25 protein-coding genes and 1 pseudogene are annotated in these 25,381 nt (G+C 70.8%); 14 read left to right on the top strand and 12 right to left on the bottom strand.

What is annotated here, in order from left to right:
- Nucleotides 1–23: 23 nt before the first annotated feature.
- The 4 genes from ACFPIH_RS41745 to ACFPIH_RS41730 all read left to right on the top strand — a co-directional run bounded on the left by ACFPIH_RS41745 (nucleotide 24) and on the right by ACFPIH_RS41730 (nucleotide 3,937).
- Nucleotides 24–230, top strand: coding sequence for a cold-shock protein (locus tag ACFPIH_RS41745; protein WP_007493268.1), 207 nt, complete (start codon nucleotides 24–26; stop codon nucleotides 228–230).
- A 312-nt stretch (nucleotides 231–542) separates the two neighbouring features.
- Nucleotides 543–2,165, top strand: a complete 1,623-nt coding sequence (gene groL, locus ACFPIH_RS41740) for a chaperonin GroEL (protein WP_381183152.1) — start codon at nucleotides 543–545, stop codon at nucleotides 2,163–2,165.
- A gap of 210 nt (nucleotides 2,166–2,375) precedes the next feature.
- Entirely contained in the window at nucleotides 2,376–2,783 is a 408-nt protein-coding gene (locus tag ACFPIH_RS41735; protein WP_381183150.1) for a YciI family protein, read from the top strand.
- Nucleotides 2,784–2,791: 8 nt separating this feature from the next.
- On the top strand, nucleotides 2,792–3,937 hold the full coding sequence (locus ACFPIH_RS41730) for an RNA polymerase sigma factor (protein WP_381183234.1): 1,146 nt from the start codon (nucleotides 2,792–2,794) through the stop codon (nucleotides 3,935–3,937).
- An 8-nt stretch (nucleotides 3,938–3,945) separates the two neighbouring features.
- On the opposite strand, the gene ACFPIH_RS41725 is transcribed toward ACFPIH_RS41730, so the two are convergent.
- Together ACFPIH_RS41725 and ACFPIH_RS41720 are read right to left on the bottom strand one after the other, a co-directional pair.
- Nucleotides 3,946–4,617: a Uma2 family endonuclease gene (locus tag ACFPIH_RS41725; RefSeq protein WP_381183148.1), complete on the bottom strand. Its 672-nt coding sequence runs from the start codon at nucleotides 4,615–4,617 to the stop codon at nucleotides 3,946–3,948.
- A 59-nt stretch (nucleotides 4,618–4,676) separates the two neighbouring features.
- The gene (locus ACFPIH_RS41720) at nucleotides 4,677–5,492 is read right to left on the bottom strand and encodes a hypothetical protein (protein WP_381183146.1); all 816 of its coding nucleotides are present in this window, start codon (nucleotides 5,490–5,492) and stop codon (nucleotides 4,677–4,679) included.
- A gap of 444 nt (nucleotides 5,493–5,936) precedes the next feature.
- On the opposite strand from ACFPIH_RS41720, the gene ACFPIH_RS41715 reads away from it, so the two are divergent.
- Together ACFPIH_RS41715 and ACFPIH_RS41710 are read left to right on the top strand one after the other, a co-directional pair.
- Nucleotides 5,937–6,926, top strand: a complete 990-nt coding sequence (locus tag ACFPIH_RS41715) for a polyphosphate kinase 2 family protein (RefSeq protein ID WP_381183144.1) — start codon at nucleotides 5,937–5,939, stop codon at nucleotides 6,924–6,926.
- A gap of 64 nt (nucleotides 6,927–6,990) precedes the next feature.
- Nucleotides 6,991–9,744, top strand: coding sequence for a cation-translocating P-type ATPase (locus ACFPIH_RS41710; protein WP_417801382.1), 2,754 nt, complete (start codon nucleotides 6,991–6,993; stop codon nucleotides 9,742–9,744).
- Here the strand turns inward: ACFPIH_RS41710 and ACFPIH_RS41705 are convergent.
- The 4 genes and pseudogenes from ACFPIH_RS41705 to ACFPIH_RS41690 all read right to left on the bottom strand — a co-directional run.
- Nucleotides 9,729–9,788: pseudogene (locus ACFPIH_RS41705) on the bottom strand (hypothetical protein); the annotation flags it as partial. The gene ACFPIH_RS41710 and the pseudogene ACFPIH_RS41705 overlap by 16 nt on opposite strands.
- Nucleotides 9,769–9,993, bottom strand: a complete 225-nt coding sequence (locus ACFPIH_RS41700) for a Scr1 family TA system antitoxin-like transcriptional regulator (protein ID WP_381183142.1) — start codon at nucleotides 9,991–9,993, stop codon at nucleotides 9,769–9,771. The gene ACFPIH_RS41700 and the pseudogene ACFPIH_RS41705, both read right to left, overlap by 20 nt.
- Nucleotides 9,994–10,132: 139 nt before the next feature.
- The gene (locus ACFPIH_RS41695) at nucleotides 10,133–10,798 is read right to left on the bottom strand and encodes a class I SAM-dependent methyltransferase (protein WP_381183140.1); all 666 of its coding nucleotides are present in this window, start codon (nucleotides 10,796–10,798) and stop codon (nucleotides 10,133–10,135) included.
- A gap of 30 nt (nucleotides 10,799–10,828) precedes the next feature.
- Nucleotides 10,829–11,707 carry a glycerophosphodiester phosphodiesterase gene (locus tag ACFPIH_RS41690; protein WP_381183138.1) on the bottom strand — a complete coding sequence of 293 codons (879 nt, stop codon included), beginning with the start codon at nucleotides 11,705–11,707 and terminating at the stop codon, nucleotides 10,829–10,831.
- 337 nt (nucleotides 11,708–12,044) lie between these two features.
- Between ACFPIH_RS41690 and ACFPIH_RS41685 the strand changes: the two genes are divergently transcribed.
- The 5 genes from ACFPIH_RS41685 to ACFPIH_RS41665 all read left to right on the top strand — a co-directional run bounded on the left by ACFPIH_RS41685 (nucleotide 12,045) and on the right by ACFPIH_RS41665 (nucleotide 17,843).
- Nucleotides 12,045–13,172: an NADH:flavin oxidoreductase gene (locus ACFPIH_RS41685; protein ID WP_381183136.1), complete on the top strand. Its 1,128-nt coding sequence runs from the start codon at nucleotides 12,045–12,047 to the stop codon at nucleotides 13,170–13,172.
- A 40-nt stretch (nucleotides 13,173–13,212) separates the two neighbouring features.
- Nucleotides 13,213–14,067, top strand: coding sequence for a metallophosphoesterase family protein (locus ACFPIH_RS41680; protein WP_381183134.1), 855 nt, complete (start codon nucleotides 13,213–13,215; stop codon nucleotides 14,065–14,067).
- A 99-nt stretch (nucleotides 14,068–14,166) separates the two neighbouring features.
- Nucleotides 14,167–15,639: an MFS transporter gene (locus tag ACFPIH_RS41675; RefSeq protein ID WP_381183132.1), complete on the top strand. Its 1,473-nt coding sequence runs from the start codon at nucleotides 14,167–14,169 to the stop codon at nucleotides 15,637–15,639.
- A 120-nt stretch (nucleotides 15,640–15,759) separates the two neighbouring features.
- Nucleotides 15,760–17,292, top strand: a complete 1,533-nt coding sequence (locus ACFPIH_RS41670) for a carboxylesterase/lipase family protein (protein WP_381183130.1) — start codon at nucleotides 15,760–15,762, stop codon at nucleotides 17,290–17,292.
- A 92-nt stretch (nucleotides 17,293–17,384) separates the two neighbouring features.
- Nucleotides 17,385–17,843: a MarR family winged helix-turn-helix transcriptional regulator gene (locus ACFPIH_RS41665; protein ID WP_381183128.1), complete on the top strand. Its 459-nt coding sequence runs from the start codon at nucleotides 17,385–17,387 to the stop codon at nucleotides 17,841–17,843.
- A gap of 27 nt (nucleotides 17,844–17,870) precedes the next feature.
- Here ACFPIH_RS41665 and ACFPIH_RS41660 read toward each other — a convergent pair whose 3' ends face one another.
- Both ACFPIH_RS41660 and ACFPIH_RS41655 read right to left on the bottom strand, forming a co-directional pair.
- Nucleotides 17,871–18,518 (bottom strand): class I SAM-dependent methyltransferase, encoded by a 648-nt coding sequence (locus tag ACFPIH_RS41660; RefSeq protein WP_381183126.1) that lies wholly within the window; start codon nucleotides 18,516–18,518, stop codon nucleotides 17,871–17,873.
- 26 nt (nucleotides 18,519–18,544) lie between these two features.
- Nucleotides 18,545–19,120 carry a hypothetical protein gene (locus tag ACFPIH_RS41655; RefSeq protein ID WP_381183124.1) on the bottom strand — a complete coding sequence of 192 codons (576 nt, stop codon included), beginning with the start codon at nucleotides 19,118–19,120 and terminating at the stop codon, nucleotides 18,545–18,547.
- Between the two features lie 158 nt (nucleotides 19,121–19,278).
- On the opposite strand from ACFPIH_RS41655, the gene ACFPIH_RS41650 reads away from it, so the two are divergent.
- On the top strand, nucleotides 19,279–20,766 hold the full coding sequence (locus tag ACFPIH_RS41650; RefSeq protein ID WP_381183122.1) for a subtype B tannase: 1,488 nt from the start codon (nucleotides 19,279–19,281) through the stop codon (nucleotides 20,764–20,766).
- Here the strand turns inward: ACFPIH_RS41650 and ACFPIH_RS41645 are convergent.
- The 3 genes from ACFPIH_RS41645 to ACFPIH_RS41635 are packed head-to-tail and all read right to left on the bottom strand — an operon-like array spanning nucleotide 20,723 to nucleotide 23,989.
- Entirely contained in the window at nucleotides 20,723–22,096 is a 1,374-nt protein-coding gene (locus tag ACFPIH_RS41645; protein WP_381183120.1) for a PTS transporter subunit EIIC, read from the bottom strand. The genes ACFPIH_RS41650 and ACFPIH_RS41645 overlap by 44 nt on opposite strands.
- A 16-nt stretch (nucleotides 22,097–22,112) precedes the next feature.
- Nucleotides 22,113–23,036, bottom strand: a complete 924-nt coding sequence (murQ, locus tag ACFPIH_RS41640; protein WP_381183118.1) for an N-acetylmuramic acid 6-phosphate etherase — start codon at nucleotides 23,034–23,036, stop codon at nucleotides 22,113–22,115.
- Between the two features lie 56 nt (nucleotides 23,037–23,092).
- Nucleotides 23,093–23,989: a MurR/RpiR family transcriptional regulator gene (locus ACFPIH_RS41635; protein ID WP_381183116.1), complete on the bottom strand. Its 897-nt coding sequence runs from the start codon at nucleotides 23,987–23,989 to the stop codon at nucleotides 23,093–23,095.
- Nucleotides 23,990–24,043: 54 nt separating this feature from the next.
- Here ACFPIH_RS41635 and ACFPIH_RS41630 point away from each other — a divergent pair, with 54 nt between their 5' ends.
- Together ACFPIH_RS41630 and ACFPIH_RS41625 are read left to right on the top strand one after the other, a co-directional pair.
- Nucleotides 24,044–24,439 (top strand): hypothetical protein, encoded by a 396-nt coding sequence (locus ACFPIH_RS41630; RefSeq protein ID WP_381183114.1) that lies wholly within the window; start codon nucleotides 24,044–24,046, stop codon nucleotides 24,437–24,439.
- Complete coding sequence (locus ACFPIH_RS41625; RefSeq protein WP_381183112.1) at nucleotides 24,436–24,705, top strand: DUF4031 domain-containing protein; 270 nt, start codon at nucleotides 24,436–24,438, stop codon at nucleotides 24,703–24,705. Before ACFPIH_RS41630 ends, ACFPIH_RS41625 begins: the two co-directional genes overlap by 4 nt.
- Here ACFPIH_RS41625 and ACFPIH_RS41620 read toward each other — a convergent pair.
- Nucleotides 24,695–25,345, bottom strand: coding sequence for an HD domain-containing protein (locus tag ACFPIH_RS41620; RefSeq protein WP_381183110.1), 651 nt, complete (start codon nucleotides 25,343–25,345; stop codon nucleotides 24,695–24,697). The two genes, ACFPIH_RS41625 and ACFPIH_RS41620, sit on opposite strands and share 11 nt — an antisense overlap.
- Between the last annotated feature and the right edge of the window lie 36 nt (nucleotides 25,346–25,381).

Genomic DNA, 25,381 nt, shown 5'->3' with positions numbered 1-25,381 from the left:
GGCCAGTAATAGGGGAGTTAGGCATGGCTCAGGGCACCGTCAAATGGTTCAACGCGGAGAAGGGGTACGGCTTCATCGCGGTCGACGGTGGTGCGGATGTTTTCGTCCACTACAGCGCCATCCAGATGGACGGTTACCGCACCCTGGAAGAGGGTCAGCGGGTCGATTTCGAGATCTCGCAGGGCCAGAAGGGGCCGCAGGCGGACATGGTCCGGCTGGCGACCGGCTGAAGCACGCGCCGACTGACAGCGTCGTTCTTCTGTTCTTCACCGAAGGGCTCGTGCCTCCCGGGGCACGGGCCCTTCAGCATGCCCGGGTCCGGTCGCCCGGCGCCTCGCATCTGTGAGAGGCGCTTGCACTCGACCATGCCGAGTGCTAATCATTGGCGTTAGCACTCTGAAGGTGAGAGTGACAAAGAAGGACCGAGTCGGTGAGGCCCGCAGGCCAGGTGGGGCAAGGAACCACGGGGCATGCGAGCCGTCCGTCGCGGGCGCGGGCGCGGTCCGAAGGAATCACCCCCAGTCCTGGAGGGACCACTTCACATGGCCAAGATCATCGCGTTCGACGAGGAGGCGCGGCGCGGCCTCGAGCGCGGCATGAACCAGCTCGCGGACGCCGTGAAGGTGACGCTCGGCCCCAAGGGCCGCAACGTCGTCCTCGAGAAGAAGTGGGGCGCCCCCACGATCACCAACGATGGTGTCTCCATCGCCAAGGAGATCGAGCTCGAGGACCCGTACGAGAAGATCGGCGCCGAGCTGGTCAAGGAAGTCGCCAAGAAGACGGACGACGTCGCCGGTGACGGTACGACCACCGCGACGGTCCTCGCCCAGGCCCTGGTCAAGGAGGGCCTGCGCAACGTAGCCGCCGGCGCCAACCCCATGGCCCTCAAGCGCGGTATCGAGAAGGCCGTCGAGGCTGTCTCCGGTGCCCTGCTCGAGCAGGCGAAGGATGTCGAGACCAAGGAGCAGATCGCCTCCACGGCCTCCATCTCCGCCGCCGACACCCAGATCGGCGAGCTCATCGCCGAGGCGATGGACAAGGTGGGCAAGGAAGGCGTCATCACCGTCGAGGAGTCGCAGACCTTCGGTCTGGAGCTCGAGCTCACCGAGGGCATGCGCTTCGACAAGGGCTACATCTCGGCCTACTTCGCGACCGACATGGAGCGTATGGAGGCCGTCCTCGACGACCCGTACATCCTGATCGCGAACTCCAAGATCGCCAACGTCAAGGACCTGCTCCCGCTCCTGGAGAAGGTCATGCAGGGCGGCAAGCCGCTGCTGATCATCGCCGAGGACGTCGAGGGCGAGGCCCTGTCGACCCTGGTCGTCAACAAGATCCGCGGCACCTTCAAGTCCGTCGCGGTCAAGGCCCCGGGCTTCGGCGACCGCCGCAAGGCGATGCTGAACGACATCGCCATCCTCACCGGCGGCGAGGTCATCTCCGAGGAGGTCGGTCTCAAGCTCGAGAACACGACCCTGGACCTCCTGGGCAAGGCCCGCAAGGTCGTCATCACCAAGGACGAGACCACCATCGTCGACGGTGCCGGCTCCTCGGACCAGGTCGCCGGCCGGGTCAACCAGATCCGCGCCGAGATCGAGAACAGCGACTCGGACTACGACCGCGAGAAGCTCCAGGAGCGCCTGGCGAAGCTCGCGGGCGGCGTGGCCGTCATCAAGGCCGGTGCCGCCACCGAGGTGGAGCTCAAGGAGCGCAAGCACCGCATCGAGGACGCCGTCCGCAACGCGAAGGCGGCCGTCGAGGAGGGCATCGTCGCCGGTGGCGGCGTCGCGCTCATCCAGGCGTCCTCCGTCTTCGAGAAGCTGGACCTCGAAGGTGACGAGGCGACCGGCGCCAACGCCGTGCGCATCGCGCTCGAGGCCCCGCTGAAGCAGATCGCCATCAACGCCGGCCTCGAAGGCGGTGTCGTGGTGGAGAAGGTGCGCAACCTGACCCCCGGACACGGCCTGAACGCCGCGACCGGTGAGTACGTCGACCTGGTCAAGGAAGGCATCATCGACCCGGCGAAGGTCACGCGCTCTGCCCTGCAGAACGCCGCGTCCATCGCCGCGCTCTTCCTCACCACCGAGGCCGTCATCGCCGACAAGCCGGAGAAGGCCGCGGCCCCGGCCGGCGGCGGCATGCCCGGCGGTGACATGGACTTCTGAGCCTGATTTCCGGGCTCGGGTTTCCTACCGAGGGCGGTACTCCCTGCTGACGCGGGGGGTACCGCCCTCGGGCGTTGAAGGGCTCCGCGAGAAACCCTTCCAGAAACTCTTCGAGAAAAAATCCCGGCGATGTCGAGAACCCGTGGCCCGCTCCGTCCCCGGGGTGAACGCGACCACAATGGGGTCGCACCGGCACCGAGGAGAACCACCATGGCCAAGTACCTGCTGCTCAAGCACTACCGAGGCGCCCCGGCCGCGGTCAACGACGTCTCCATGGACAAGTGGACGCCGGAGGAGATCTCGGCCCACATCCAGTACATGAACGACTTCGCGGCCCGGCTGGAGACGACCGGCGAGTTCGTCGACGGCCAGGCGCTCGCCCCCGAGGGGACCTGGGTCCGCTACGACGGCGAGGGCCGCCCGCCCGTGACCGACGGCCCGTTCGCCGAGACCAAGGACCTCATCGCCGGCTGGATGGTGATCGACGTCGACAACTACGAGCGCGCCGTCGAGCTGGCCGGGGAACTGTCGGCCGCCCCCGGCGCGGGCGGCAAGCCGATCCACGAGTGGCTGGAGCTGCGCCCGTTCTACGGCGTGCAGCCCACGGTCACGGAGTGACCGCTGAGGTGAACGAGGTCCTGCTGAGGAGCCTCACGCCGAGCGTGCTCGGCATCCTCGTCCGCCGCGGAGCCGACTTCGCGGCGGCCGAGGACGCCGTGCAGGACGCGCTGGTCGAGGCGGTCCGCGTATGGCCGGCCGACCCTCCGCGGGATGCGAAGGGCTGGCTGGTCACCGTGGCCTGGCGCAAGTTCCTCGACGCGAGCCGGGCGGACACCTCCCGCCGCCGGCGTGAGGATCTCGTCGACGAGGAGCCGGCACCCGGGCCCGCACCCGCGACGGACGACACACTCCAGCTCTACTTCCTCTGCGCCCACCCGTCCCTCACCCCGTCGTCCGCGGTCGCGCTCACGCTGCGCGCCGTCGGCGGGCTGACCACCCGCCAGATCGCCCGCGCCTACCTGGTACCCGAGGCGACCATGGCGCAGCGCATCAGCCGGGCCAAGCGCACCGTCAACGGCGTGCGGTTCGACCGGCCCGGCGACGTCGCCACCGTGCTGCGCGTCCTCTACCTGGTCTTCAACGAGGGCTACTCCGGCGACGTCGACCTCGCCGCCGAGGCCATCCGGCTCACCCGGCAGCTCGCGGCCGCGATCGACCACCCCGAGGTGGCCGGGCTGCTCGCCCTCATGCTGCTCCACCACGCCCGGCGCGCCGCCCGGACCGCGCCCGACGGCAGTCTGGTGCCGCTCGCCGAGCAGGACCGCGGTCGGTGGGACACGGTGTCGATCGCCGAGGGCATCGGAATCCTGCACAGGGCCCTGGCCCGCGACCGCCTCGGCGAGTTCCAGGCCCAGGCCGCCATCGCCGCCCTCCACGCGGACGCGCCCACCGCCGAGGAGACCGACTGGGTGCAGATCGTGGAGTGGTACGACGAGCTCGCCCGGCTGACCGACAGCCCGGTCGTCCGCCTCAACCGCGCGGTGGCGGTCGGCGAGGCCGACGGACCACGCGCCGGTCTCGCGGCCCTGGCGCCGCTGGACGAGTCGCTCCCCCGCCACACCGCGGTGGCGGCCTACCTCCACGAACGCGACGGCGACCTGCCGACGGCGGCCCGCCTGTACGCCGAGGCGGCGAGTAAGGCCCCCAACCTGGCGGAACGCGACCACCTGACCCGCCAGGCGGCTCGGCTCAACGCCCGGGGGGACCACTGACGGGTTCGTCAGTCGGCGTACTTCTTGAGCGGCTCGGTGTCGAGGGTGATGCTCACCGGGGGCGGGAGCTCGACCGTGGCTCCCCAAGCGTAGGAGTCGATCCGCTGGTAGCGGCTGTCCTTGGGCTCGCTGTACACGACGACTGTGTTGTTGTCGCGATCGACGAGGAGGTATACGGGGATGGCGGCCTCCGCGTAGCCGACGGGTTTGTCGATGCGGTCGCGTTGGTTGGTGTCACGGTCGTGAGACGTGATTTCGAGGGCCATCAGAATCCCCGCGGTGTCGGACCATTCGCCGTCGTCGATGAAGTGATCCACCGGTGCGAGTGCCGCGTCGGTCCGAGCACGACCCTTGCGGTATGCCTCGGCCTTGACGCCGGATTCGGGAGCGAGGTCAAGATCGGGACGGTGGAGCAGGAACTGGCGCACCAGCCACATGTAAATCGAACGGTGCTTGCCGTCCGGCATTGCCTTGACCTCTAGTTTTCCATTGACGTACTCCAGCCGGACGGTCTCCGGCGCCCGCCGGTCCAGTTCCTCGAAGTCCTCGACGCTGAGCGGATCCCTGGTGCGGACCCGGCCGTCGACGAATTCGAGCCGCACATGCTCAGGGGCTGCTGCGGCGAGGTCCTCGAAGTCCTCGATGGGCATCTGCGGGCGTTCGGCGGTGCTGGGGGTCATGGCGTCGCCTCCTCCCCTCCATCGTGCCCCGGGGTGGTGTCGTCGGACCGTAGGAGCGGTCATGCGGGTGTCCTCTCTCGTTGTTGCAGTGACATAGCCGCACGAATCTCGTCCGCGCGGGCCTGGATGGCCGATGCGGAGAGGGGCGTGTTGGAGCGGGCGGGCGCGGGTCCGCCTCTGCATGCGCCGCACTCGCCGCCCGGCAGCGCTTCGGGACGGCCGGGGATTCCGCACTTCGCGCACTCGAGAATCCGGCGGGGCGGCCGTACGGGCGGCGGCTCGGGAGGGAGCTTGTCCGTCAGACGCCGCCGGAGCAGGGCCACCGGGCTGTGGACGGGCGTGGGCAGACCGGCGGTCAGGGCAGTGAGGAGGGTTTCCTCCGTGGCCCCTCGCGCGAACCACTCCTCCACCAGCGGGGCGAGCTGGGCGCAGTCGGCGGCGGAGAGGGACAGAACGGGGGTCGTACGGCCGAGGGCGGCCAGGAGGATGTGGGCGCGGGAGCGGGTGGGGCGGGTCCGGGGCGCGTCTTCCGGTACGTCGCCCCGTGCGAAGGTCGCCCACCAGCCGTCGTCGCGTGCCGTACGAGACCACCACGATCGGGTGATCCAGCGGGAGCCGCCCGAGTCGGTTTCCAGCCGTTCCCTGCCGCGCCTCAGGTGACCTGCCGCCTGGATCCTGTTGAGCGCCGTGCCGAGGGCGCATTGCCCGTACGGCAGCGTCTTGGCCAGCGTCTTTACGGAGATGTCGGCGCCGTCGGGCAACCGGTCGAGGTACGCGGCGATGGCCGCCTCGCGGGGCGGGAGGTGCGCGAAGTCGTGGTTCGCGCGGGGAGGTTGGCCGGGCGCCGATCGCTTGCCGTAACCCGGATTGGCCATGGGGTGCGGGGAAGCGTGCGCGGACGGGGAGACAGCACTAAACTCAGCATCAGCCACGGATCGAAGTCGGCTTTCGGTCTAGTAGGTCAAGCCCCCGCAGGTGCTGCTAACACCTGGCGGGGGCTGTTTCGTTATGCGCACGGTAGAGGTTCGTAACCGTCCGTGGCAACTCGGTCGCTCCGGGTCAACTCGCGGGGAGGGTGGGTGGGTTGGAGCCCACTACCCATTCCAAACAAAGAGCGCTCGGAGCTGGACTCTTGAGCTTCGGGAGTTGGGGCGGACGATGTACGACACCGGCGAGGAGTTCCCGCCCCCGGCCTCAGGGGGCGATCTTGTCCGGACGAGCAGACAATGAGCGCGAGGCATCCTGTCGCGGCTGTGGTGGGATGCGCGGTCCTCCGGTCACCGTCGAGACGATGGTGGACCAGAGAGAGACGGATCGTGATGTCGGACGAGAGAGCCGAACGCATCGCGGATTTCATCGGGCCACTACGGGTGAAACCCGGGTCGAAGGTGCGCCTGGACCGGGACTTCGATCCTCGCTACAAAGCCGGTCTGAGGAAACGGGACGGGATCGAGCTGCTGCGGACCGGGGTGTCGCTGCTGGCCGAGTACCAGGAGCGGCTGGCCGCCCAGGACACGTACGGCGTACTCCTGTGCCTCCAGGCACTCGACGCCGGCGGCAAGGACGGGACGATCCGCCATGTGATGAGCGGCGTCAATCCCCAGGGCGTACGGGTCAGCAGCTTCAAGGTGCCATCCGCCGGGGAACTCGACCACGACTATCTGTGGCGCTACGCCCAGCGGCTGCCCACTCGCGGGGAGATCGCCATCTTCAACCGCTCGCACTACGAGGAGGTTCTCGTCGTACGGGTCCACCCCGAGAACCTGGTCCGGCAGAAACTGCCGGACGAGGCCCGGGGGCCGGACATATGGGAGCGGCGCTACCGGGAGATCAACCACTGGGAGCGGTACCTCACGGGCAACGGGTTCAAGGTGGTGAAGATCTTCCTGAACCTGTCCAAGGAAGAGCAGCGCACCCGCTTCCTGAAGCGGATCGACCGGCCGGAGAAGAACTGGAAGTTCTCCGCGGCCGATGTCCGTGAGCGGCGCCAGTGGGACGACTACCAGCACGCGTTCTCCGAGATGCTGTCGGCCACGAGTACGAAGTGGGCGCCGTGGTACGTCGTGCCGGCGGACCGGAAGTGGTTCGGGCGGATCTGCGCGGCGGCGATCCTCGCACACACTCTGATCGACATCGATCCTCAGTACCCCGACGTCGGGGAAGAGGCGCGGGAGGATCTGCTCGTCACCAAACGGGACCTGGAGCGGGAGGCCCCTGCCGGGGCACCGGCCGATCCGTACGCCGACCGGCATCCGTCGGCCGCGCGGGCCGCTGGGCGGAGAGACCGGCCGAAGAAGAAGCGCGGCTAGGACCTGTCGGAGCGGCGCGCGACCGGCCGGGACGCATGCGCGGCCACGGATCGGAGGCAGAGCGATGACGGTGCGTTCGAATTCCGTGGGAGAACAGCCTCCGTCCTCGGGCGATGGCTGGTACGCGCACGCTCCCGAGGAGGTCGTAGCAGCGTTCGGTGTCGATCCGGCGGTCGGTCTCTCCGCAGCACGGGCCGCGCAACTCCTTGCCTCGCACGGCCCGAACTCGCTGCCCGAGGAGAAGCGACCTCCGGCCTGGCGCCGGTTCCTCCAGGAGTACCGCAGTTACATGCAGATCGTCCTGGTGGCCGCGGCGGTCGTCTCGCTGCTCGTCAGGGAGTGGACCACCGCGGTCCTGCTGATCGTCCTGACCCTGCTGAACGCGGTCGTGGGCCTGCGCCAGGAGGGCAAGGCCGAGAGCGCGATGAACGCGCTGCAGTCGATGATGAAGGCGACGGCACGGGTACGCAGGGACGGCACGGAGGCCGAGATCCCCGCCGAACAGCTGGTCGTCGGCGACATCGTGCTCATCGCCGCAGGGGACCAGGTGGCGGCGGACGGACGCATCATCGAGGCCAGTGCCCTGCAGATCGACGAGTCGGCGCTCACCGGCGAGAGCGTTCCCGCCTCGAAGGACGCCGGCACACTCCCGGGCACCCGGCCGGCACCCGGCGACCGGACGAACATGGCGTTCATGAACACCCCGGTCACCCACGGCAGCGGCGTACTCGTCGTCACCGCGACCGGCGTCGCAACGGAGGTCGGCAAGATCTCCGGGATGCTGTCGCTCACCGAGAAGGAGGTACCGCCGCTCACCAGGGAACTCGACACCCTGACGCTGTGGATCACGGGGGCGGCAGGCCTGACCATGATCGTGATGTTCGCCCTGGGGCGCGGGCGGGACCAGGCCTGGGACGTCCTGTTCGTCAGCGCGGTCTCGCTGGCCATCGCCGCCATCCCCGAGGCCCTGCCGACCGTGACCCAGGCGATCCTGTCCGTCGGCAGCCTCAACCTGGCGAAGCGGAACGCCATCGTCAAGGAACTGCCGTCGGTCGAGACCCTGGCATTCACGTCGGCGATCAACTCGGACAAGACCGGCACCCTGACGATGAACCAGATGACCGCCGTCGAAGTCGTGAGTCCCACCGACCGGTACACCGTCTCGGGCACGGGCTACGCGCTCGACGGGAAGATCCACCATGCCGCAGGTGCCTCCGCGGGCATCGAGGACACGATCCTGCCGTACGTGGTGGCCAGCGACGCGAAGCTGGTGGAGGGCGAGGTGGTGGGCGATCCCACCGAGGGCGCGCTGCTGGTGCTCGCGCACAAGGCCGGGCTGGACATCGACGCCACCAGGGAGGGACTCCCCCGGCTCGCCACGCTGCCGTTCGACCCGGACTACAAGCTGATGGCCACCTTCAACTCAGCGGTGGACGCATCCGGGCGGCAGGTCGTCCGATGCTTCGTCAAAGGCGCGGTCCCGGCGGTGGTGGCGCGGGCCGCCACCGCGCTCGCGGCCGGAGAGACCATCCCGTGGGACGCCGAACTGAACGCTCGCGCCAAGGCGCAGACCCAGCGGATGGGCGGCGAAGGGCGCCGGGTGATGGCCGCGGCCACCCGTGATCTGGACCCGGCCGGGTTCGATCCGGACGGCGACCTGCTCGCGTACGTCGCCGAGCTGCGGATGACCAGCCTCGTCGCCATGGTCGATCCACCCCGCGAGGACGCCAGGGCCGCCGTGGCCGGTGCCCAGGCGGGGCACATCCGGGTCCGCATGGTGACCGGTGACGACGTCACCACCGGCGCGGCGATCGCCCGGCAGCTCGGCATCCCCGGCGAGGCGGTCCTCGGCGCCGACTTCGCCGCCATGAGCGAGGCCGAGCAACTCGCCCGCATCGACGGCATCGGGGTGGTGGGACGCGTCGCGCCGGAGCACAAGGTACTGCTCGCCGACACGCTCAAGAAGAAGGGCGACGTCGTGGCGATGACCGGGGACGGCGTCAACGACGCGCCCGCCATCAAGGCCGCCGACATCGGTATCGCCATGGGCAGCGGAACGGACGTGGCGAAGAACGCCGGACGCATGATCCTCTCCGACGACCGCTTCGCCACCATCGTCTACGCCGTGGAGCAGGGCCGCAGAATCTACGACAACCTCACCAAGTACATCCGATTCGTACTGCTCCTGCTGGTCACCTTTGTGCTGACCTTTCTCGGGGCCACCGTCTTCAACATCGCCGCCGGTGAGCCCTTCACCCCGCCGCAGGTGCTGTGGATCCACTTCGTCGTCAACGCCTCCTTCGGATTCGCGCTCGGCTTCGACCGGGAGAGCCCCGGGCTCATGCGACGCAGGCCGCGTCCGCGAGGGGAGTCGGTGCTCACTCGGCCAGTACTGATCACGGTCGGGCTCGGCGGACTGGCGATCACCGTCATCCTGCTCGGACTGATCAAGCTCGGTCAGGCCCACTTCGACAGCGTCGAGACCGGCCGGTCGATCGCGTTCACCGCCTTCGCCCTCTGCCTGATCGTGGCCGCGTTCGAGTGCCGCAGCGAGACGGATTCGGTGCTGACGACGTCCACCTTCGACAGCAGGCAGATGAACTGGGTGGCACTCACCCAGTTCGTGCTCGCGGTGCTGGTGACCCAGATGGACGGCTTCCGCCGCATCCTTGGGACGACCCAGATCAACGCGCGGCAGTTCGGCTGGGCGCTGCTGGCCGCCCTCGCTCTCCTGCTCCTGTGGGAACTGGGCAAGCGCCTGGCCCGTCGCAGGCCGGGGGCAACTTCCAGGCAGTTGCCACCCTCGCCGCCGCTGTAGCTGGACTTGTACCAGGTCACGACCTCACGGGTGTTGTTCTCCATGCTCGTAATCCTGCGGCGAAAGTGCCGATGCCTGGAGGAGGTTGAACATGAGGGTGTGGCGGGCGACGGTCGCGGGGTCGTCCAGCAGCTTCCCCATGTCCGGTGCCTCCACGAAGGAGAGCGGAGGCGCGTCCTCGAACTCCATCAGTTTCAGGGGGCCGTCCATCGCCGTCGACCTGCGGACCGGGCGGATCGGGGAGGTCATGGGGCGGGTGGGCGGGCGCGTGCAGTTGCGGCCCGTGGGTGGTGGGCGGGAGTGGGACTGCCGGCCGGAGGACGTGGGGGAGGCGGGTTCCGGCGACGTGCTGCGGGAACGGGTCCGGGCGCTGAACCGGGCCGCCCGCTCAGGTGTAGTAGGAGCCGACGGCGGGCTGGCCCGTGTAGTTGGGGCCGGCGTCGGGGTCCGCGCCGACGTAGGTGAAGGGGAGGGTGATGGATCGGGGGCCGTGGAGGGTGACGCGGTGGTGGCGGGGGGAGTAGCGGAAGCCGGAGGCGCGTAGGGCTGTGATCGCCGCGCGGCCCGCCGGCGTGCCGTCGGGGCGGCGGATCGAGTCCGGGTCGAAGTGGGCCGTCAGCAGTCCGTCCTCCGACAGCCAGGACGCGGCGCGGGTGAGCAGGCCGAGTTGGTCGCCTATGTAGTGGAGGCCGTGGACGCAGGTGATCAGGTCGTAGGTCCGGGTGGGGGTCCAGGTCGAGACGGAGGCGATGATCTCCTCCAGGGTCGGTGGGGTCGGGCCCGGGGCGAGTGGGCCCACCAGGTCGACCGCGGTGAGGACCGCGTCGGCGGGCAGGGCCGACGCGGCCTCCCGCAGAGCGCGGCCCTCGCCGCTGCACAGGTCCAGCCAGGAGGGCGCCGGCCGGTCGGCCAGGTGGGCCAGCAGGTCGACGCCCAGCTCGCGGGCGTAGCTGTTCACGCCAGTGAGGCCGCGTTCGCGGTTCATCGTGTTGTTGGCGACCACGGAGGACCGTTCCAGGTCGACGGCTGTGACCAGTGCACGCTGCTTCCTCATGCGCTCATTGTCGTCACTGTCGGCCTGTGGTCACCGCCCGAGGGCCTTCCGCATCCTGTCGGGGAGGTCGCTGGTGAAGCCGTCCACGCGCAGGTCGCGGAGGCGGCGGGCCTGGGTGGAGGTGTTCACCGTGTACGGCCATACCTTCAGGGGCCTGCCGTGGGCGCCCTTGAGGGCGTGGGCGCGGCGCACGAAGTCCGCTGTGGTGGCGTGGTGTTCGGGGTTGACCACGTCGACGTACCGCGCGTAGGACGCGAGTCGGGCGGCTGACGCGCCCTCGTCGCAGATGCCGAGTCTGAGGTCGGGGCGCCGGGCGTGGACGTCCCGGAGGGCGGGGGCCGAGAAACTGATCATGTAGAGGCGGTTGTTGACGTGGCGGGCGTCCAACCAGCCTTTGCGGCCGAGGACGTTCAGGATGTCCTTCGTGATGCCGGGGTGGTTGGCCGGCCACTTGATCTCCAGGACCAGGCCCTGGTTGTTGCGGTCCAGGCGGTCCAGGAGCTGTCCGAGGGTGGGGATGCGGGCGGACTCGTACCCGGAGCCCCTCCACTGGGGGGAGGCGCCCGCGCGGAGCCTGTTCAGTTCGGCCATGGTGAAGTCGCCGACCTTCCAGGGGGCGCGCTTGGGGAAGACCCTGCGGGCGTCGGTCGTACGGACGAGGTTCTCGTCGTGCATGATCATCAGCACGCCGTCCTTGCTGCGCTGCACGTCCACCTCGACCCAGTCGGTTCCCGCGCGGTCGGCGCGGTCGACGGCTTCCAGGGTGTTCTCGGGGGCCAGTCCCGCGGCCCCGCGGTGGCCGATGACGAGGGGGGTGGCGGTGTCCGCGTGCGCGGCGGGGGCAAGGAGCGTGAGGGCGGAGAGGGCGGAGAGGGCGGAGGTGGACAGGGCGAGGCTGATTTTGCGCATGGGTGTGGTGCCTTTCAGGGTTTTTCGGCGCGTTCGGGTCGGTCTCACCATGAGCTTTGGCAGGTTCGCGGAGGTGTGCACAGCGGTGGTGCTCCATGCGGGAGGCCGGGTGAACTGAGCGGAACGGGCGGCGAAATGTTCCTGAAATGTCGGGGAATGGGAGGGGAATTGCGGCGGGTGGAGGCGGGGTGGGACGGCTCCTGCGTGTGTGGGATCACAGGGCGGGGTGGCCGACGCCGGAATGTGGGACATGCGCGTGCGGGTTGAATCGTTCGCAGGTACTCAATGCATGTGCACATACCGCCCGGTCCCCATCACCGTTACGAGGAGCCCCTACGTGAGCGTCACCCCGCCCACTCCCGCCCGCGCCGCCGACATCCTCACCCGGCCCGTCACGATCAACGGCCTGACCGTGCCGAACCGGATCGCCATGGCGCCCATGACCCGTATGCACTCCCCGGGCGGTGTGCCCGGCGAGAACGTCGTCTCGTACTACGCGCGGCGCGCCGCCGCCGGCGTGGGCCTGATCGTCACCGAGGGGACGTACGTCGGGCACGACGCCGCCGGGCAGAGCGACAGCGTGCCGCGGTTCCACGGTGCGGAGCAGCTCGCCGGGTGGGCGAAGGTCGCCGAGGGCGTGCATGCGGCGGGCGGGAAGATCGTGCCGCAGCTGTGGCACATCGGGATGGTGCGCAAGCAGGGCGAGCCGCCGGTCGCGGACGCGCCCGCGGTCGGTCCTTCGGGTCTGCGCCTCGACGGCACGGACGGCGACGGCAAGGCCATGACCCAGCGCGACCTGGACGACGTCATCGGCGCGTTCGCCGAGGCCGCTGCCGCCGCCGAGCGCATCGGCTTCGACGGCGTCGAGATCCACGGCGCCCACGGCTACCTCGTCGACCAGTTCCTGTGGGCGGGCACCAACCGCCGTACCGACGCCTACGGCGGTGACCCGGTCGCCCGTACCAGGTTCGCCGCCGAGATCGTGGCCGCGGTGCGCGAGACCGTCTCCGCCGAGTTCCCGGTCATCTTCCGCTACTCGCAGTGGAAGTCCGAGGCGTACGACGCCCGGCTCGCCGAGACCCCGGAGGAGCTGGACGCGATCCTGGCGCCGATCGCCGCGGCCGGTGCCGACGCCTTCCACGCCTCCACCCGCCGCTACTGGCTCCCGGAGTTCGACGGCTCCGACCTCAACCTCGCGGGCTGGACCAAGAAGATCACCGGCAGGCCCGCCATCACCGTCGGCTCGGTCGGCCTGGACGGCGACTTCATCCGGGGCTTCGCGGGCGAGGGCTCCCCGGTCAAGGGCATCGACAACCTGCTCGACCGCCTGGAGCGCGACGAGTTCGACATGGTGGCGGTGGGGCGCGCGCTGCTCCAGGACCCGGAGTGGGCCACGAAGGTCCTCGGCGGACGGTTCGACGAGCTGAAGCCGTTCGACGCGGCTTCGCTGCGCACCCTCAGCTGATCACTCTTTTGATCACTCCTTCGTGAGTATCGTCCGAGGGATGCGGATCCTTCATCTCTCGGACACTCACATCGAGCGCGCCGACGAGCCCGACAGCCGTGGTGTCAACGCGACCGACTCGCTGCGGCTGATGCTCGGCGAACTCCGTCACCTGCGGGACGTGGACGCCGTCGTCGTCACCGGCGATCTCGCCGACGACGGCTCGGTGGAGGCGTACGCGACCGTGCGGGGGCTCGTCGGCGACTTCGCGCGCCCCCTGGACGCTCCCGTCTTCTACACGACCGGCAATCACGACGAGCGGTCCGCCTTCGCGAAGGTGCTGGGCAGCGGGCACGCGGACGCCGTCGCCGAGTTCCCCGGCGAGGAGCGGTCCGCCGTCAGCACGGTCGGCGGATGGCGGCTCGTCACGCTCGACTCACTGGTGCCGGGGAAGGTGTACGGCGGTCTCGGCGCCGGCCAGCTGGAGTGGCTGCGCGGTGTGCTGGGCGCCCCCGCCGAGCACGGCACCGTGCTCGCCTTCCACCATCCCCCGATCTGCCACCCCCTCTCGGCCACCCAGCAGGTCTTCGGGCTGCGCGATCCCGGTGAGCTGGCGGCGGTGATCCGGGGGAGTGACGTACGGGTTCTGCTGACCGGGCACTTCCACCTCCAGCTGTGCGGCTTCCTGGCGGAGGTGCCGGTGTGGGTGACGCCGGGTGTCGTCAACCGCATCGACCTGACCACCGCGCCCGGGACCGAGCGGGCGGTGCGGGGGGCTTCGGCGTCGCTGGTGGAGCTGGGCGGGGGGTCCGGGCCGCTGTTCCATACCTTCCACGCACGGGATCCGCGGGCCCACGAGACGGTCTACCAGCTGGACGAGGAGCGGACCCGGGAGATCATCGCGCGGCACGGCTGAGCAGGCGGGGGAAATTTCGCTTGCTTAACTCAATCAATCTGCATAAGCTTGCTTGAGTCAAGCAGTTCACCCCCCTGCGCAACCGACGGAGGCCCTGTCATGTCCGACGCCCTTGCCCGACCCGCCGCGGCGGGACCATCCGCCCCGCCGAGGTCGAACGCCGTGGTGGCGGTGCTGGCCCTGGCCGGAATCGTCGTCGCGCTGATGCAGACCCTGGTCATCCCGATCGTCCCCGAGCTGCCGAAGCTGCTGGACGCGCCCGCGTCCGACACCGCCTGGGCGGTCACCGCAACGCTGCTCGCCGCGGCCGTCGCGACCCCGGTCGTCGGCCGGCTCGGTGACATGGTCGGCAAGCGGCGGATGCTGGTGGTCAGCATCCTGATGCTGATCTCCGGATCGCTGGTCTGCGCCCTCGCCGACTCGCTCGTCCCGATGATCGTCGGCCGTGCCCTGCAAGGCCTCGCGGCCGCCGTGGTGCCGCTGGGCATCAGCATCCTGCGCGACACGGTCTCCGCCGAGAAGCTCGCCAGTTCGACGGCCGTGATGAGTGCCTCCCTCGGTGTCGGCGGTGCGCTCGGTCTGCCCACCGCCGCGTTCATCGCGGACAACTGGGACTGGCACGTCCTCTTCTGGACCTCCGCCGCCCTCGGCGTCGTCTCCCTCCTCCTCGTCCTGGTGTTCGTCCCCGAGTCGAAGAACCGCGCCGGTGGACGCTTCGACCTCGTCGGCTCGCTCGGCCTGTCGGCCGGTCTGGTCTCCCTGCTGCTGACCGTGTCCAAGGGCTCCGACTGGGGCTGGACCTCCGGCACCACGCTGGGCCTCGGCACCGCCGCCGTCGTCATCCTGCTGGCCTGGGGCTGGTGGGAGCTGAAGTCCAAGCAGCCGCTGGTCGACCTGCGCACCACCGCCAAGACCCAGGTCCTGTTCACCAACCTCGCCTCGATCGCCCTCGGCTTCTCGATGTTCGCGATGTCCCTGGTCCTGCCGCAGCTGCTCCAGCTGCCCGAGCAGACCGGCTACGGCCTCGGCAAGTCGATGATGACCGTCGGCCTGGTGCTCGCCCCGCAGGGCTTCGTGATGATGGTGATGTCCGCCGTGTCCGCCAAGGTCACCAAGGCCAAGGGGCCGAAGGCGACGCTGATGATCGGCGCGCTGATCGTCGCCTCCGGCTACGCCCTGAACATCGTCCTGATGAGCGAGGTCTGGCACCTGGTCCTGGTGTCCTGCATCATCGGCGCCGGTGTCGGCTTCACCTACGGTGCGATGCCCGCCCTGATCATGGGCGCCGTCGACCCCTCCCAGACCGGTGCGGCCAACAGCCTCAACACCCTGATGCGGTCCCTGGGCACGTCGTTCGCCAGCGCCATCGCCGGCGTCGTCCTCGCCCAGATGACCACCGACTTCGGCGGGTACGCCCTGCCGTCGGAGAACGGCTTCAAGGTCGTCATGGCCATCGGCGCGGGGGCCGCGCTCCTCGCCTTCTTCCTCGCGACCTTCATCCCCAAGCACAAGGAGACGGTGCGAGTTCCGGCCGCCGACGAGGTGGAGGAGGCCACGCCGGTCAAGGCGTGAACACCTGGATACCGGCCCGTCGGAGGCGGCTGTCACCCACACGAGGGGTGATGGCCGTCTTCGGCACTTTGCGTGAGCACCGCCCGTTCCACGAGTAGCCAGCACCGACAGGAGTGATCGATGACCACAGTCGACAGCCAGCTCGTTGTCCGTACCGCCGCAGGATCCGTCCGAGGCCGCCGCGAGGAGGACCTGACGGTCTTCCGCGGCGTCCCCTTCGCCGCGCCCCCGGTGGGCGAGGCCCGCTTCCAGGCCCCACGCCCGCCCCGGCCGTGGGACGGCGTCCGGGACGCGTACGCCTTCGGACCGCCGCCCCCGCAGGACGCCGGCATCCAGGGGCGCATGGGAGTTCTCGACGGGCCGACGGGCGACGACTGGCTGACGGTGAACGTCTGGACCCCGGAGGCGGACGCCGCCGCCCGGCGCCCGGTGATGGTCTGGATCTACGGCGGCGCCTACAAGCTCGGCCACTCCGGCAGCCCCGGCTACGACGCGCAGCACATAGCCCGCACCGGCGACCTGGTCGTCGTCACCCTCAACTACCGCGTCGGCATAGAGGGCTTCGCCCGAATCGAGGGGGCTCCGGCCAACCGGGGGCTGCTCGACCAGGTGGCGGCGCTGGAGTGGGTGCGGGACAACATCGCGGCGTTCGGCGGCGACCCCGGCCAGGTCACCGTCTTCGGCGAGTCGGCGGGCGGCGGTTCGGTGGCGGCGCTGCTGGCGATGCCCGGCGCGCGGGGCCTGTTCGGGCGGGCGGTCGCGCAGAGCGTGCCCGGCACGTTCTTCTCCGACGAGCTCGCCCGTGACCTCGCGACCGCCATCGCCGCGGAGGCGGGCCTGCGCCCGACGGCCGCCGACCTGGCCGCCGTGGACCCGCGCACCCTGCCCGAGGCCGGAGCGGCGCTCGGCGCCAAGATGGGGCAGCGCGTGGACCGCTGGGGCCGGGCGGCCCCCACGGTCACCCCCTTCTCCCCGGTCGTCGACGGCGAGATCCTGCCGACCACCCCCTGGCGGGCGCTCGCCGAGGGAGCCGCGCGTGACATCGACCTCCTCGTCGGGCACAACGCGCAGGAGTGGCGCCTGTTCATGGTCCTGGGCGGGCTGCGGGACAAGGTGACGGAAGAACAGGCGTCGGGTGTGCTGCGCCTGTTCGGCCCGGGCGGAGGGGAGGCCGCCGAGCGGGCCTACCGCGCCGCCTTCCCGGAGGCGGGCCCGGCCGATCTCTTCGAGCGCGTCCAGTCGGACTGGCTGTTCCACATACCCTCCCTGCGGCTGGCGGAGGCACAGCTGGCGGGCGGCGGCCGGGCGCACGTCTACGAACTGACCTGGCAGGCCCCCGGCGCCGGCGGCACCCTCGGTGCCTGCCACGGCCTGGACATCCCGCTGCTGTTCGGCACCTACGAGGCGGACCTGGGGAACCTGCTGTTCGCGGGCGCGGAGGTGACGGACGAGGCCCGAGCCCTGTCGGAGACCTTCCGCACGTCCTGGACGTCCTTCGCCCGGACCGGCGACCCGGGCTGGCCGGCGTACGACAGCGCGGAGCGGCTGGTCCGGCTGCTGGACGCACAGCCGAGGACGGCCCCCTACCCGGAGGAGACCTCCCGACAGCTGTGGGAGGGCTACGACTTCCCGCCGCTGCCGCTGCTCGGGTGACGGCTCTCGAGAAGAGCCTTGACCTCAAGCCGGGTTGAGTTCCTACGGTCGGTCTCGTCGAAACAGCTGAAGCAGAGACGGAGGGACCGGCCGTGGAGTACTCGCACAACGACGCCGAGCTGATCCAGCAACCCATCGGCTACTGGAGCTGGGCCGCCTACAACGCGGTCGTCACCCGCATCCGGGCCGCCCTCGCCGGGATCGGCGCCACCCAGCCACAGTGGTGGGTCCTCGCGCAGGTGGCACGAGCCGACACCGTCAGAACGCGGGACGAGGTGTCCCGCCTCCTCCAGAACTACCTCGGCACGGGCTCGGAATCCATGGAGGAGGAGATGGACAGGACCATCGTCCTGGGCTGGATCACCGAGGACTCGGAGGGGCGCCTGGGCATCACGGCCGAGGGCAGGGAGTTCTACGCCAGGGCCGCGGCCCTCCAGGACGAGCTGTGGGCGGAGCGGCACGCGGGCATCTCCGACGAGGAGTACCGGACCACCCTCAAGGTGCTGCAGCGATTCATCCACAACACGGGCGGGCACGCCTGGCACCAATAGGTTCCCGTCACCCCGCCTCACCCCGCATCAGGCGCTGCGGGCGAGTAGTTGTACCTCGCGGAACTGGCGGTGGTCGGTGGGTTCGGGTTCGCGGAGTGTTCGGGCGACCTCGGTCAGGCCGGAGGTGCGGAGGATCGCGGTGAGGTGGTCGGGGGACCAGCGGTAGGCCGTGGCCACCCTGTGGTCGTAGGACTGGGTGGGGAGGGCGGGATCGTCGGTGGCCAGGAAGCTGAGCAGCAGATGGCCGCCGGGGGCCAGGACCCGGTGGAACTCCGCGATGACGGCGGGGAGTTCGGGCGGTGGGGTGTGGATGATGGAGGCCCGCGAGAGGATTCCGCCCAGCGTGCCGTCCGCGAGGTCCAGCGCGGCCATCGATCCGGTGTCGAAGCGCAGACCGGGGTGGGCCTCACGGGCCAGCCCGATCATCGCCGGAGAGGCGTCGACGCCGAACGCCTTCAGGCCCAGCCCGGCCAGGTGGGCGGTGATATGGCCGGGACCGCACCCCAGGTCCGCGACCTGGCCGTCGCCGCCGGCACGGACGATCTCGGCGAAGGCGCCCAGGAACGCGCGCTCCAGCGGGCGGTCGCGCAGGGTGTCACGGAACTGCTCCGCGTAGACGGGGGCGATGGCGTCGTACGCCTCACGCGTGGCATCGAGGGAATCGGGTTCGGCCATGGCGTACATGATTGCCGGATCGGGATCTAGAGGTTGCCGAGTGGCTCGATGTCGACCTTCACCGGGGTGCCCCAGATGCGGAGGACCTCGTAGTCGGTGAACTCGTGGACCAGGCGGTAGGCCATCGCGGGGCGGGATCCGCGTCGTTGGGCCGCGAGGTACAGCTCGGCCTCCTGGCGGTCGCGCCTCGGGGTGCCGCAGAGCTGCCACTCCTGGCCGTTCCAGAGTTCCGGCAGCCAGCGCTGCTGGGGCTGGGGGCGGTCGGCGCGGGTGCCGTAGCGGGAGAGCGAGGGGGTCGGGGTGGGGGGTGGGCCCTGGGGGGCGGGGCCGTTGAACTCCGACCGGCGGGCCGACCGGCGGCGGGTCTCGCACAGCAGGCAGAGGTCGGGGGCGGCCTCGTCCACGGGGCCGTTGGGGTGCTCGGCGCAGCGGGTGGTGGGCGCGGTGCCGGTGACGCTTTCGTCCAGCAGCTCCAGGGCACGCCGTAGATCGGCCTTGACCTCGTGCAACCGCGCGTCGGGGGTGTCGGCGGTGAGGGCGTCACCGTGCTCCCCGAGAACCCGGAGGGCACGGCCGAGAGCGGTGAGCTGGGCGTGGTTCATGGCAACCAGGGTAGGGCGGGGCGCCGGAGCGGTGGCTCTCGGCCAAGTTGGGCGCCGCCGGCTGTGATTGTTGACGATTTTGATGACGATCGGGGAGGGGTGGTGATAGCAAAGGGCTTCGGCAAGAGCCGCCTACTGATGAGACGGAAGTGACGCGAGTGAAGCGCAGAACTGTGGTCAAGGGGCTGGGGCTGAGCGCTGCGGCGGCCACCGTGCCCACCGTCGGGGCCGCCACTGTCGCCAGGGCCGCCACCGGATCGTCCTCCCTGGTCTTCGACCCGTCCGCGTACACCGAGCAGACGATCGCCATCAAGGACACCACCGGCACCGTCCACAGCGTGACCTACCGCTTCCACAAGGTCGCGAGCTATGTGGCCGCCCCGGTGGACCCGACCTACCAGTCCCTGAACATCAGCGTCCCGGTGGCGATCGACGGCACGGCCGTGGACGCCTCCGACGCGCCGGTCCTCCTCGCCAACCAGGTCGGCGGTTACCTGCCGTCGTCCGTGGCGAACGCCACCGGGATCGGCGCGACCGGCATGGGCGGCGGCACCAGCCGGCAGGGCCTGGCGCTCGCCGCCGGGTACGTCGTGGTCGAGCCCGGGGCGCGCGGCCGTAGCCTCGTCGACGCGAACGGCACGTACTACGGCACCGCGCCCGCCGCGATCGTCGACCTCAAGGCGGCGGTGCGCTATCTCAAGGCCAACCAGGGCCGGGTGCCCGGGAACACGGCACGGATCGTCTCCTCCGGGGTCAGCGCGGGCGGCGCGCTCTCCGCGCTCCTCGGTGCCTCCGGCGACAGCCCGCTCTACGAGCCCTACCTGGAGGAGATCGGCGCGGCCGACGCGAGTGACGCGATCTTCGCCAGCGGCGACTGGTGCCCCATCACGGACCTGGAGCACGCCGACGCCGCCTACGAGTGGAACTGGGGCGCCAGCCCACTGCCCTCGGGCGCGACGGTGGACGCGGCGATCTCCGCCGACCTGAAGGCGCAGTACACCGACTACCTCGCCGCCCTCCGGCTGCGGGCCCCGGGCTACGGCACCCTCACCGCCCGCAACCTGGACACGTACATCCTGGAGACCTTCATCCAGCCGTCCGCGACGACGTACCTGGCCGCGCTGACGGAGGACGCCCGCGCCGCCTATCTCGCCGCGAACCCCTTCATCACCTGGTCGGGCGGGCGGGCCGGCTTCACCTGGGCGGACTTCCTCACCCATGTCGGCGCGCGCAAGAAGAACGCCCCGTCGTTCGACGCGTTCGACCTGTCCACGCCCGAGTGCAACCTCTACGGCACCGGCACCACCAGGGCCCGTCACTTCACCCTGTACAGCCTCCGTCACGAGGCCGGGAGCAGCGCCCGGCTGGACGCCGACATCCCGGCCAAGCTCGCGCTGATGAACCCGATGCATCACCTCGGCGGCCGGGCCAACCCGCATCGCGCCCGGCACTGGTGGATACGCGTCGGCACCAAGGACAGCGACACCTCCCTGTCCGTCGTCGCCAACCTCGCCACCCGGCTCACCGGTCTCGGCGACCAAGTGAACACGTCCTACTACTGGGACGCGGGCCACGGCGCGGACCTGGACCCGGCCGACTTCGTCAGCTGGATCGGGAAGGTGTCGGGCTACCGGAAGCGGCGGTAGCCGTCACGCGGTCGGTGACGCCGAAGACGTACGTCGCCGCGAAGCCGACCGCGTACCCCGTCAGCAGCCCGCCGGCGTAGATCGCGGCCGTGGTGCCCAGGCCCCTGTTGCCGGCCAGCAGCGGGAACAGGGCCCAGCCGGACGGGCCGATGGCCGTCGCGCCGACCCGGTCGCCGAGCATCGCGAAGAAGCCGACGAAGGCTCCGCCGGCCGCGCCGCCCACGCAGGCGGTGAGGAAGGGACGCCCGAGGGGGAGGGAGACGCCGTAGACGAGGGGCTCGCCGACGCCGAGGAGGCCGGCCGGGAGCGCCGAGCGGATCGTCGTACGCATCGAGGCGGAGTGGCGGAGCCGGATGTACACCGCCACCGCCGCGCCCACCTGGCCCGCGCCCGCCATCGCCAGGACCGGGAGCAGGACCGTGTAGCCCTGCTGTTCGATGAGGGTGGTGTGGATGGGGATGAGGGCCTGGTGGAGGCCGAGCATCACCAGAGGGAGGAAGAGGCCGCCCAGGACCAGGCCCGCGAAGGCGCCGGTCGTCGTCAGCAGCCAGTTCGCGGCCGCGCCGATCGCCGTGGAGACGGCTCCGGCCGCGTACATGATGCCGTAGAGCGTGGCCAGGCCGGTGACGAGGACGGTGACGGTGGGAGTGAGGAGGACGTCCAGGGCGTCCGGGACCCGGCCCCGGCACCAGCGTTCGACGCGGGTCGCGAGCAGGGCGGCGGCGAGGGCGCCGAGGACGCCGCCCTGGCCGGGGGCGAGGGCCACGCCGAACGCCGTCACCTTCGCGACCCCCGGATACACGACGATCGCCGCGACCGCGCCGCCCAGGACCGGCGTGCCGCCGAACTCCTTCGCCGTGTTGTGGCCGACGAAGACGGCGATCAGCGACATGAACGCGGAGGCGAGGGCGGCGAGGGCGGGGGTGAGGCCCGGCAGCAGGCCGGCGTTCAGCAGCAGGCCGTTGAGCCCGGCGAGGACCCCGCAGCCGATCAGGGCGGGGATGAGGGGGACGAACACGGCGGCGACACGGCGGAGGGCCGTTCGCACGGAAGTGGCAGGTTCCCGTGAGGTGATCAGCTTCTCGAAGTCCGCCGTCACCCTCGTCACGACCCCCGGGCCGAGCACCACCTGGTACGTGCCGTCGGCGACCACCACCCCCAGCACGCCGGGCAGCGCCCGCAGTGCCTGTTCGTCGGCCCGGGACGGGTCGGCCAGGCCCAGCCGGAGCCGGGTCATGCAGTGGGCGACGGAGGTGACGTTGGCGGGGCCGCCGACGAGGGGGAGGATCGCGGCGGCGAGACGGTGGGAGCCCGAGGAGGAGGTCTGCACCCGTCGAGCGTGCGGCTCAGTGCCCCGCAGCGGCGAGCGCGGCACGCAGATGACCGCCGGACTCCTCCAGAAGGCGGGCGGCGGTTGCCCCGTCCACCCCGGCGAGCAGCACCAGGACGGCGTTCTTCACCTCGCCGTCGGTGGCCGTGAGGGCCGACTCGACCTTCCGGTCGTCCGCCCCGGTCGCCAGCGAGACGATCCGCCGGGAACGGGCGCGCAGTTTCTCGTTGGAGGCGCGGACGTCGACCATCAGGTTCCCGTAGGTCTTGCCCAGCCGGATCATCGTGATCGTCGACAGCATGTTGAGCACCAGCTTCTGCGCGGTGCCGGCCTTGAGCCGGGTGGAGCCGGTGAGCAGTTCGGGGCCGACGACGACCTCGATGCCGTGCTCGGCGGCGGCCGCCAGCGCGCTGCCCGCGTTGCAGGCGAGGCCGACGGTCAGCGCGCCCCGGGCACGGGCGTACTCCACCGCGCCGATCGCGTACGGCGTGCGGCCGGAGGCGGAGACGCCGACCACGGTGTCGTCGGGGGTGAGGGCGAGGGCCTCCAGGTCGGCGACGGCCAGTTCCCGGGAGTCCTCGGCGCCCTCGACCGACGTGACCATGGCGGCGGGCCCGCCCGCGAGGACGCCGACGACCTGCCCGGGGGCGGTGTTGAAGGTCGGCGGGCACTCGGAGGCGTCGAGCACGCCGAGCCGTCCGGCGGTGCCGGCGCCCGCGTAGACCAGGCGCCCGCCGCGCGCCATCCGTTCCGCGATGGCGTCGATGGCGGCGGCGATCCGCGGGAGCTGCGCGGCGACGGCGGAGGGTACGGCGGAGTCCTCGCCGTTCATGAGCCGGGCGAGGTCGAGGGTGGGGAGGCGGTCGATGTCGGCGAGGTCGGGTCTGAAGGCCTCGGTGGTCAGCGATTCGAGCTGGGAGAGGAGATCACGGGAGGTCATGGGTGGCTCTTTCCAATTCCAACGCGGTCCAGTGCAGACACCTACTGGTTACTGGTCTACCTGTGCCGATGGGCCAGCGCCTCGTACGACGCGGCCAGCGCGGGACCCGCCCGTTCGTAGGTCCGCTGGGCGACCCCCACGAACAGACAGTCCACCACCAGCAGCTGTCCCGTCCGGGACGACATCGCCGCCGGCCTCAGCTCGCTCTCCCGGGCGGTGGACGTGGTCAGCACATGGTCGGCGTACTGCGTCACCGCGCTTTCCGGCCGCCCGGTGATCGCGACGGTCGTGGCCCCGCGTTCGAACGCCACCCGCAGCGGCTCGATGACGTCCCTCGTGGACCCGGAGTGGGTGATGGCCACGGCGAGATCGCCGGCGGCGAGCTGCACGGCGTTGGTCACCGCGAGATGGGTGTCGACGTGGGCGTGCGCGATGAGCCCGATCCGCAGCAGCTTCTGGGTGAGGTCCTGGGCGACGAGGCCGGAGGCGCCGATGCCGTACACGTCGATGCGCCGGGCGCCGGCCGCCGCGGTGACCGCCGCCTCCAGCTGGACGGTGTCGAGGGCGGCGGCGGTGTCGGCGAGGGTCTGCTGCTCGTCGTAGGCGAGTTTCGCGACGACGTCCGGGAGGGAGTCGTCGACGGCGATGTCCGTGGTGAGGGCGGGTGCCCGGCCGGAGCGCTGCTGGGCGGCGAGGCCGGCCAGGGCGAGGCGGAGGTCGCGGTAGCCGGGGTAGCCGAGGACGCGGGCGGTGCGCACGACGGTCGCCTCGCTGGTGCCGGTGCGTTCGGCGAGGCCGGTGACGGTGAGGGCGGCGCAGCCCGCGGGGTCGCCGGCGACCGCTTCGGCGACGCGCTGCATGGAGCGGGTCATCGTCGGTGTGAGGGTACGGATCTTCGAAGCGAGGGCGGCGGGTGTCGGCCTGGTGAAACTTTCCTTCGCTTTCCGGGGCACAGGTGAAAGGTATTTTCGGCCTGGAGTGCGGTCAAGGGTGCGCACAATGGGTGCATGGATCCCGTCAGTGACCCCGTCAGCCCCCTGGAGCAGGCTCTGCACGCCGCCCGCGCCCTCGTCCTCGCCGATCTCGCCGCGGGGGAGGTGGCCGTCGCGGACGTGGTGTCCCTGGTCGAGGACTCCGTCGTGCAGCGGCGCTGGTGGGTGGAGCAGTGGCCGGAGGGCGCGGAGTTCGTGGCCGGGCTGGTGGCGCAGGATGTGCAGGACGCCCTGCTGGAGCGGTACGGGCGCTGGCCGCTGTGCCCGGTCTGCGGTTCGGGCGACCCGCACGCGCTCGACGTCGAGCCGGAACTGGGCCCGGATCCGCAGTGGGTGTGCCACAAGGCGGGGGTGCGGGTCGCGGCGGTGGGCGCGCTGGGCCCGGTGACCGGAGGCGGCTCCCCGTCGTGACGGTCTATATCGATCCGCCGAACTGGCCGGGCCACGGCCGGATGTGGTCCCACCTGGTCAGCGATGTGTCGTACGACGAACTGCACGCGTTCGCCGAGGGGCTGGGTGTGCCCGCGCGCGCGTTCGAGCGGGATCACTACGACGTCCCGTCGCATCGCTATGCCGACGTGGTCGCCGCCGGGGCGGTCGAGGTGAGCAGCCGCGAGGTGGTGCGGCTGCTGCACGGCGCGGGACTGCGGCGGCGCAAGGGCAGCGTCAGTCCATGAGCAGGGCGAGCTCGCCGCGCAGGTTGTAGCGGGCGGTCGCCTCCCACTCCTCCTTGCCGTACGGCGTCCTGAACAGCCGTGGCAGGTCGAGGAGTTGCCGCAGGATCGCGGCGCGGCCGGCGCGGAAGGCGTCGTTCGGGACGAAGTGGTACTCCTCGCGGACGGCGGCGGTGTAGGCGGCGTACGCGGACGGCGGCGCGGCGAGGATCGCGAGGTCGGCGTCGCACAGGACCTGGCCGTCGCGGTCGTCGTCGGCGGGGGCGTGGGTGACGGTGAGCCGGACCAGCCGGGCCACCTCGGCGGTCCGCGCGTCCGGCACGCCGGCCTCGGACAGCGCGCGCTCGGCGAGCCGGGCGGAGCGCTCCTCGTTCTCGGAGCGGTCGGGGTTGTACACGGCGTCGTGGAACCAGGCGGCGAGGCGTACGGCGGCGGGGTCGTCCGCGTGCTCCTCCAGTACGTCGACGTGGTCGAGGACCGCGGTGAGGTGGACCAGCGTGTGGTACCGCCGCTGGGGCTCCTGCCAGCGGGCGAGGAGGTTGTCGACGTAGGGGGCGGGGTCGGGGCCGGCACTGTCCGGGCCGCCCCGGGCCGCTTCCAGGGTGCGGGTGAATCGGGTGCGCAGGGCGTCGGGATCGGCCATGCGTACATTCTCCCTCGCGCTCCCTCCCGTCACGCC

The organism is Streptomyces vulcanius, assembly GCF_042653945.1.
Taxonomy (GTDB): Bacteria; Actinomycetota; Actinomycetes; order Streptomycetales; family Streptomycetaceae; genus Streptomyces; species Streptomyces mangrovi.
The sequence above is the reverse complement of the archived record's forward strand: the minus strand, read 5'-3'. Positions and strand labels throughout refer to the sequence as shown.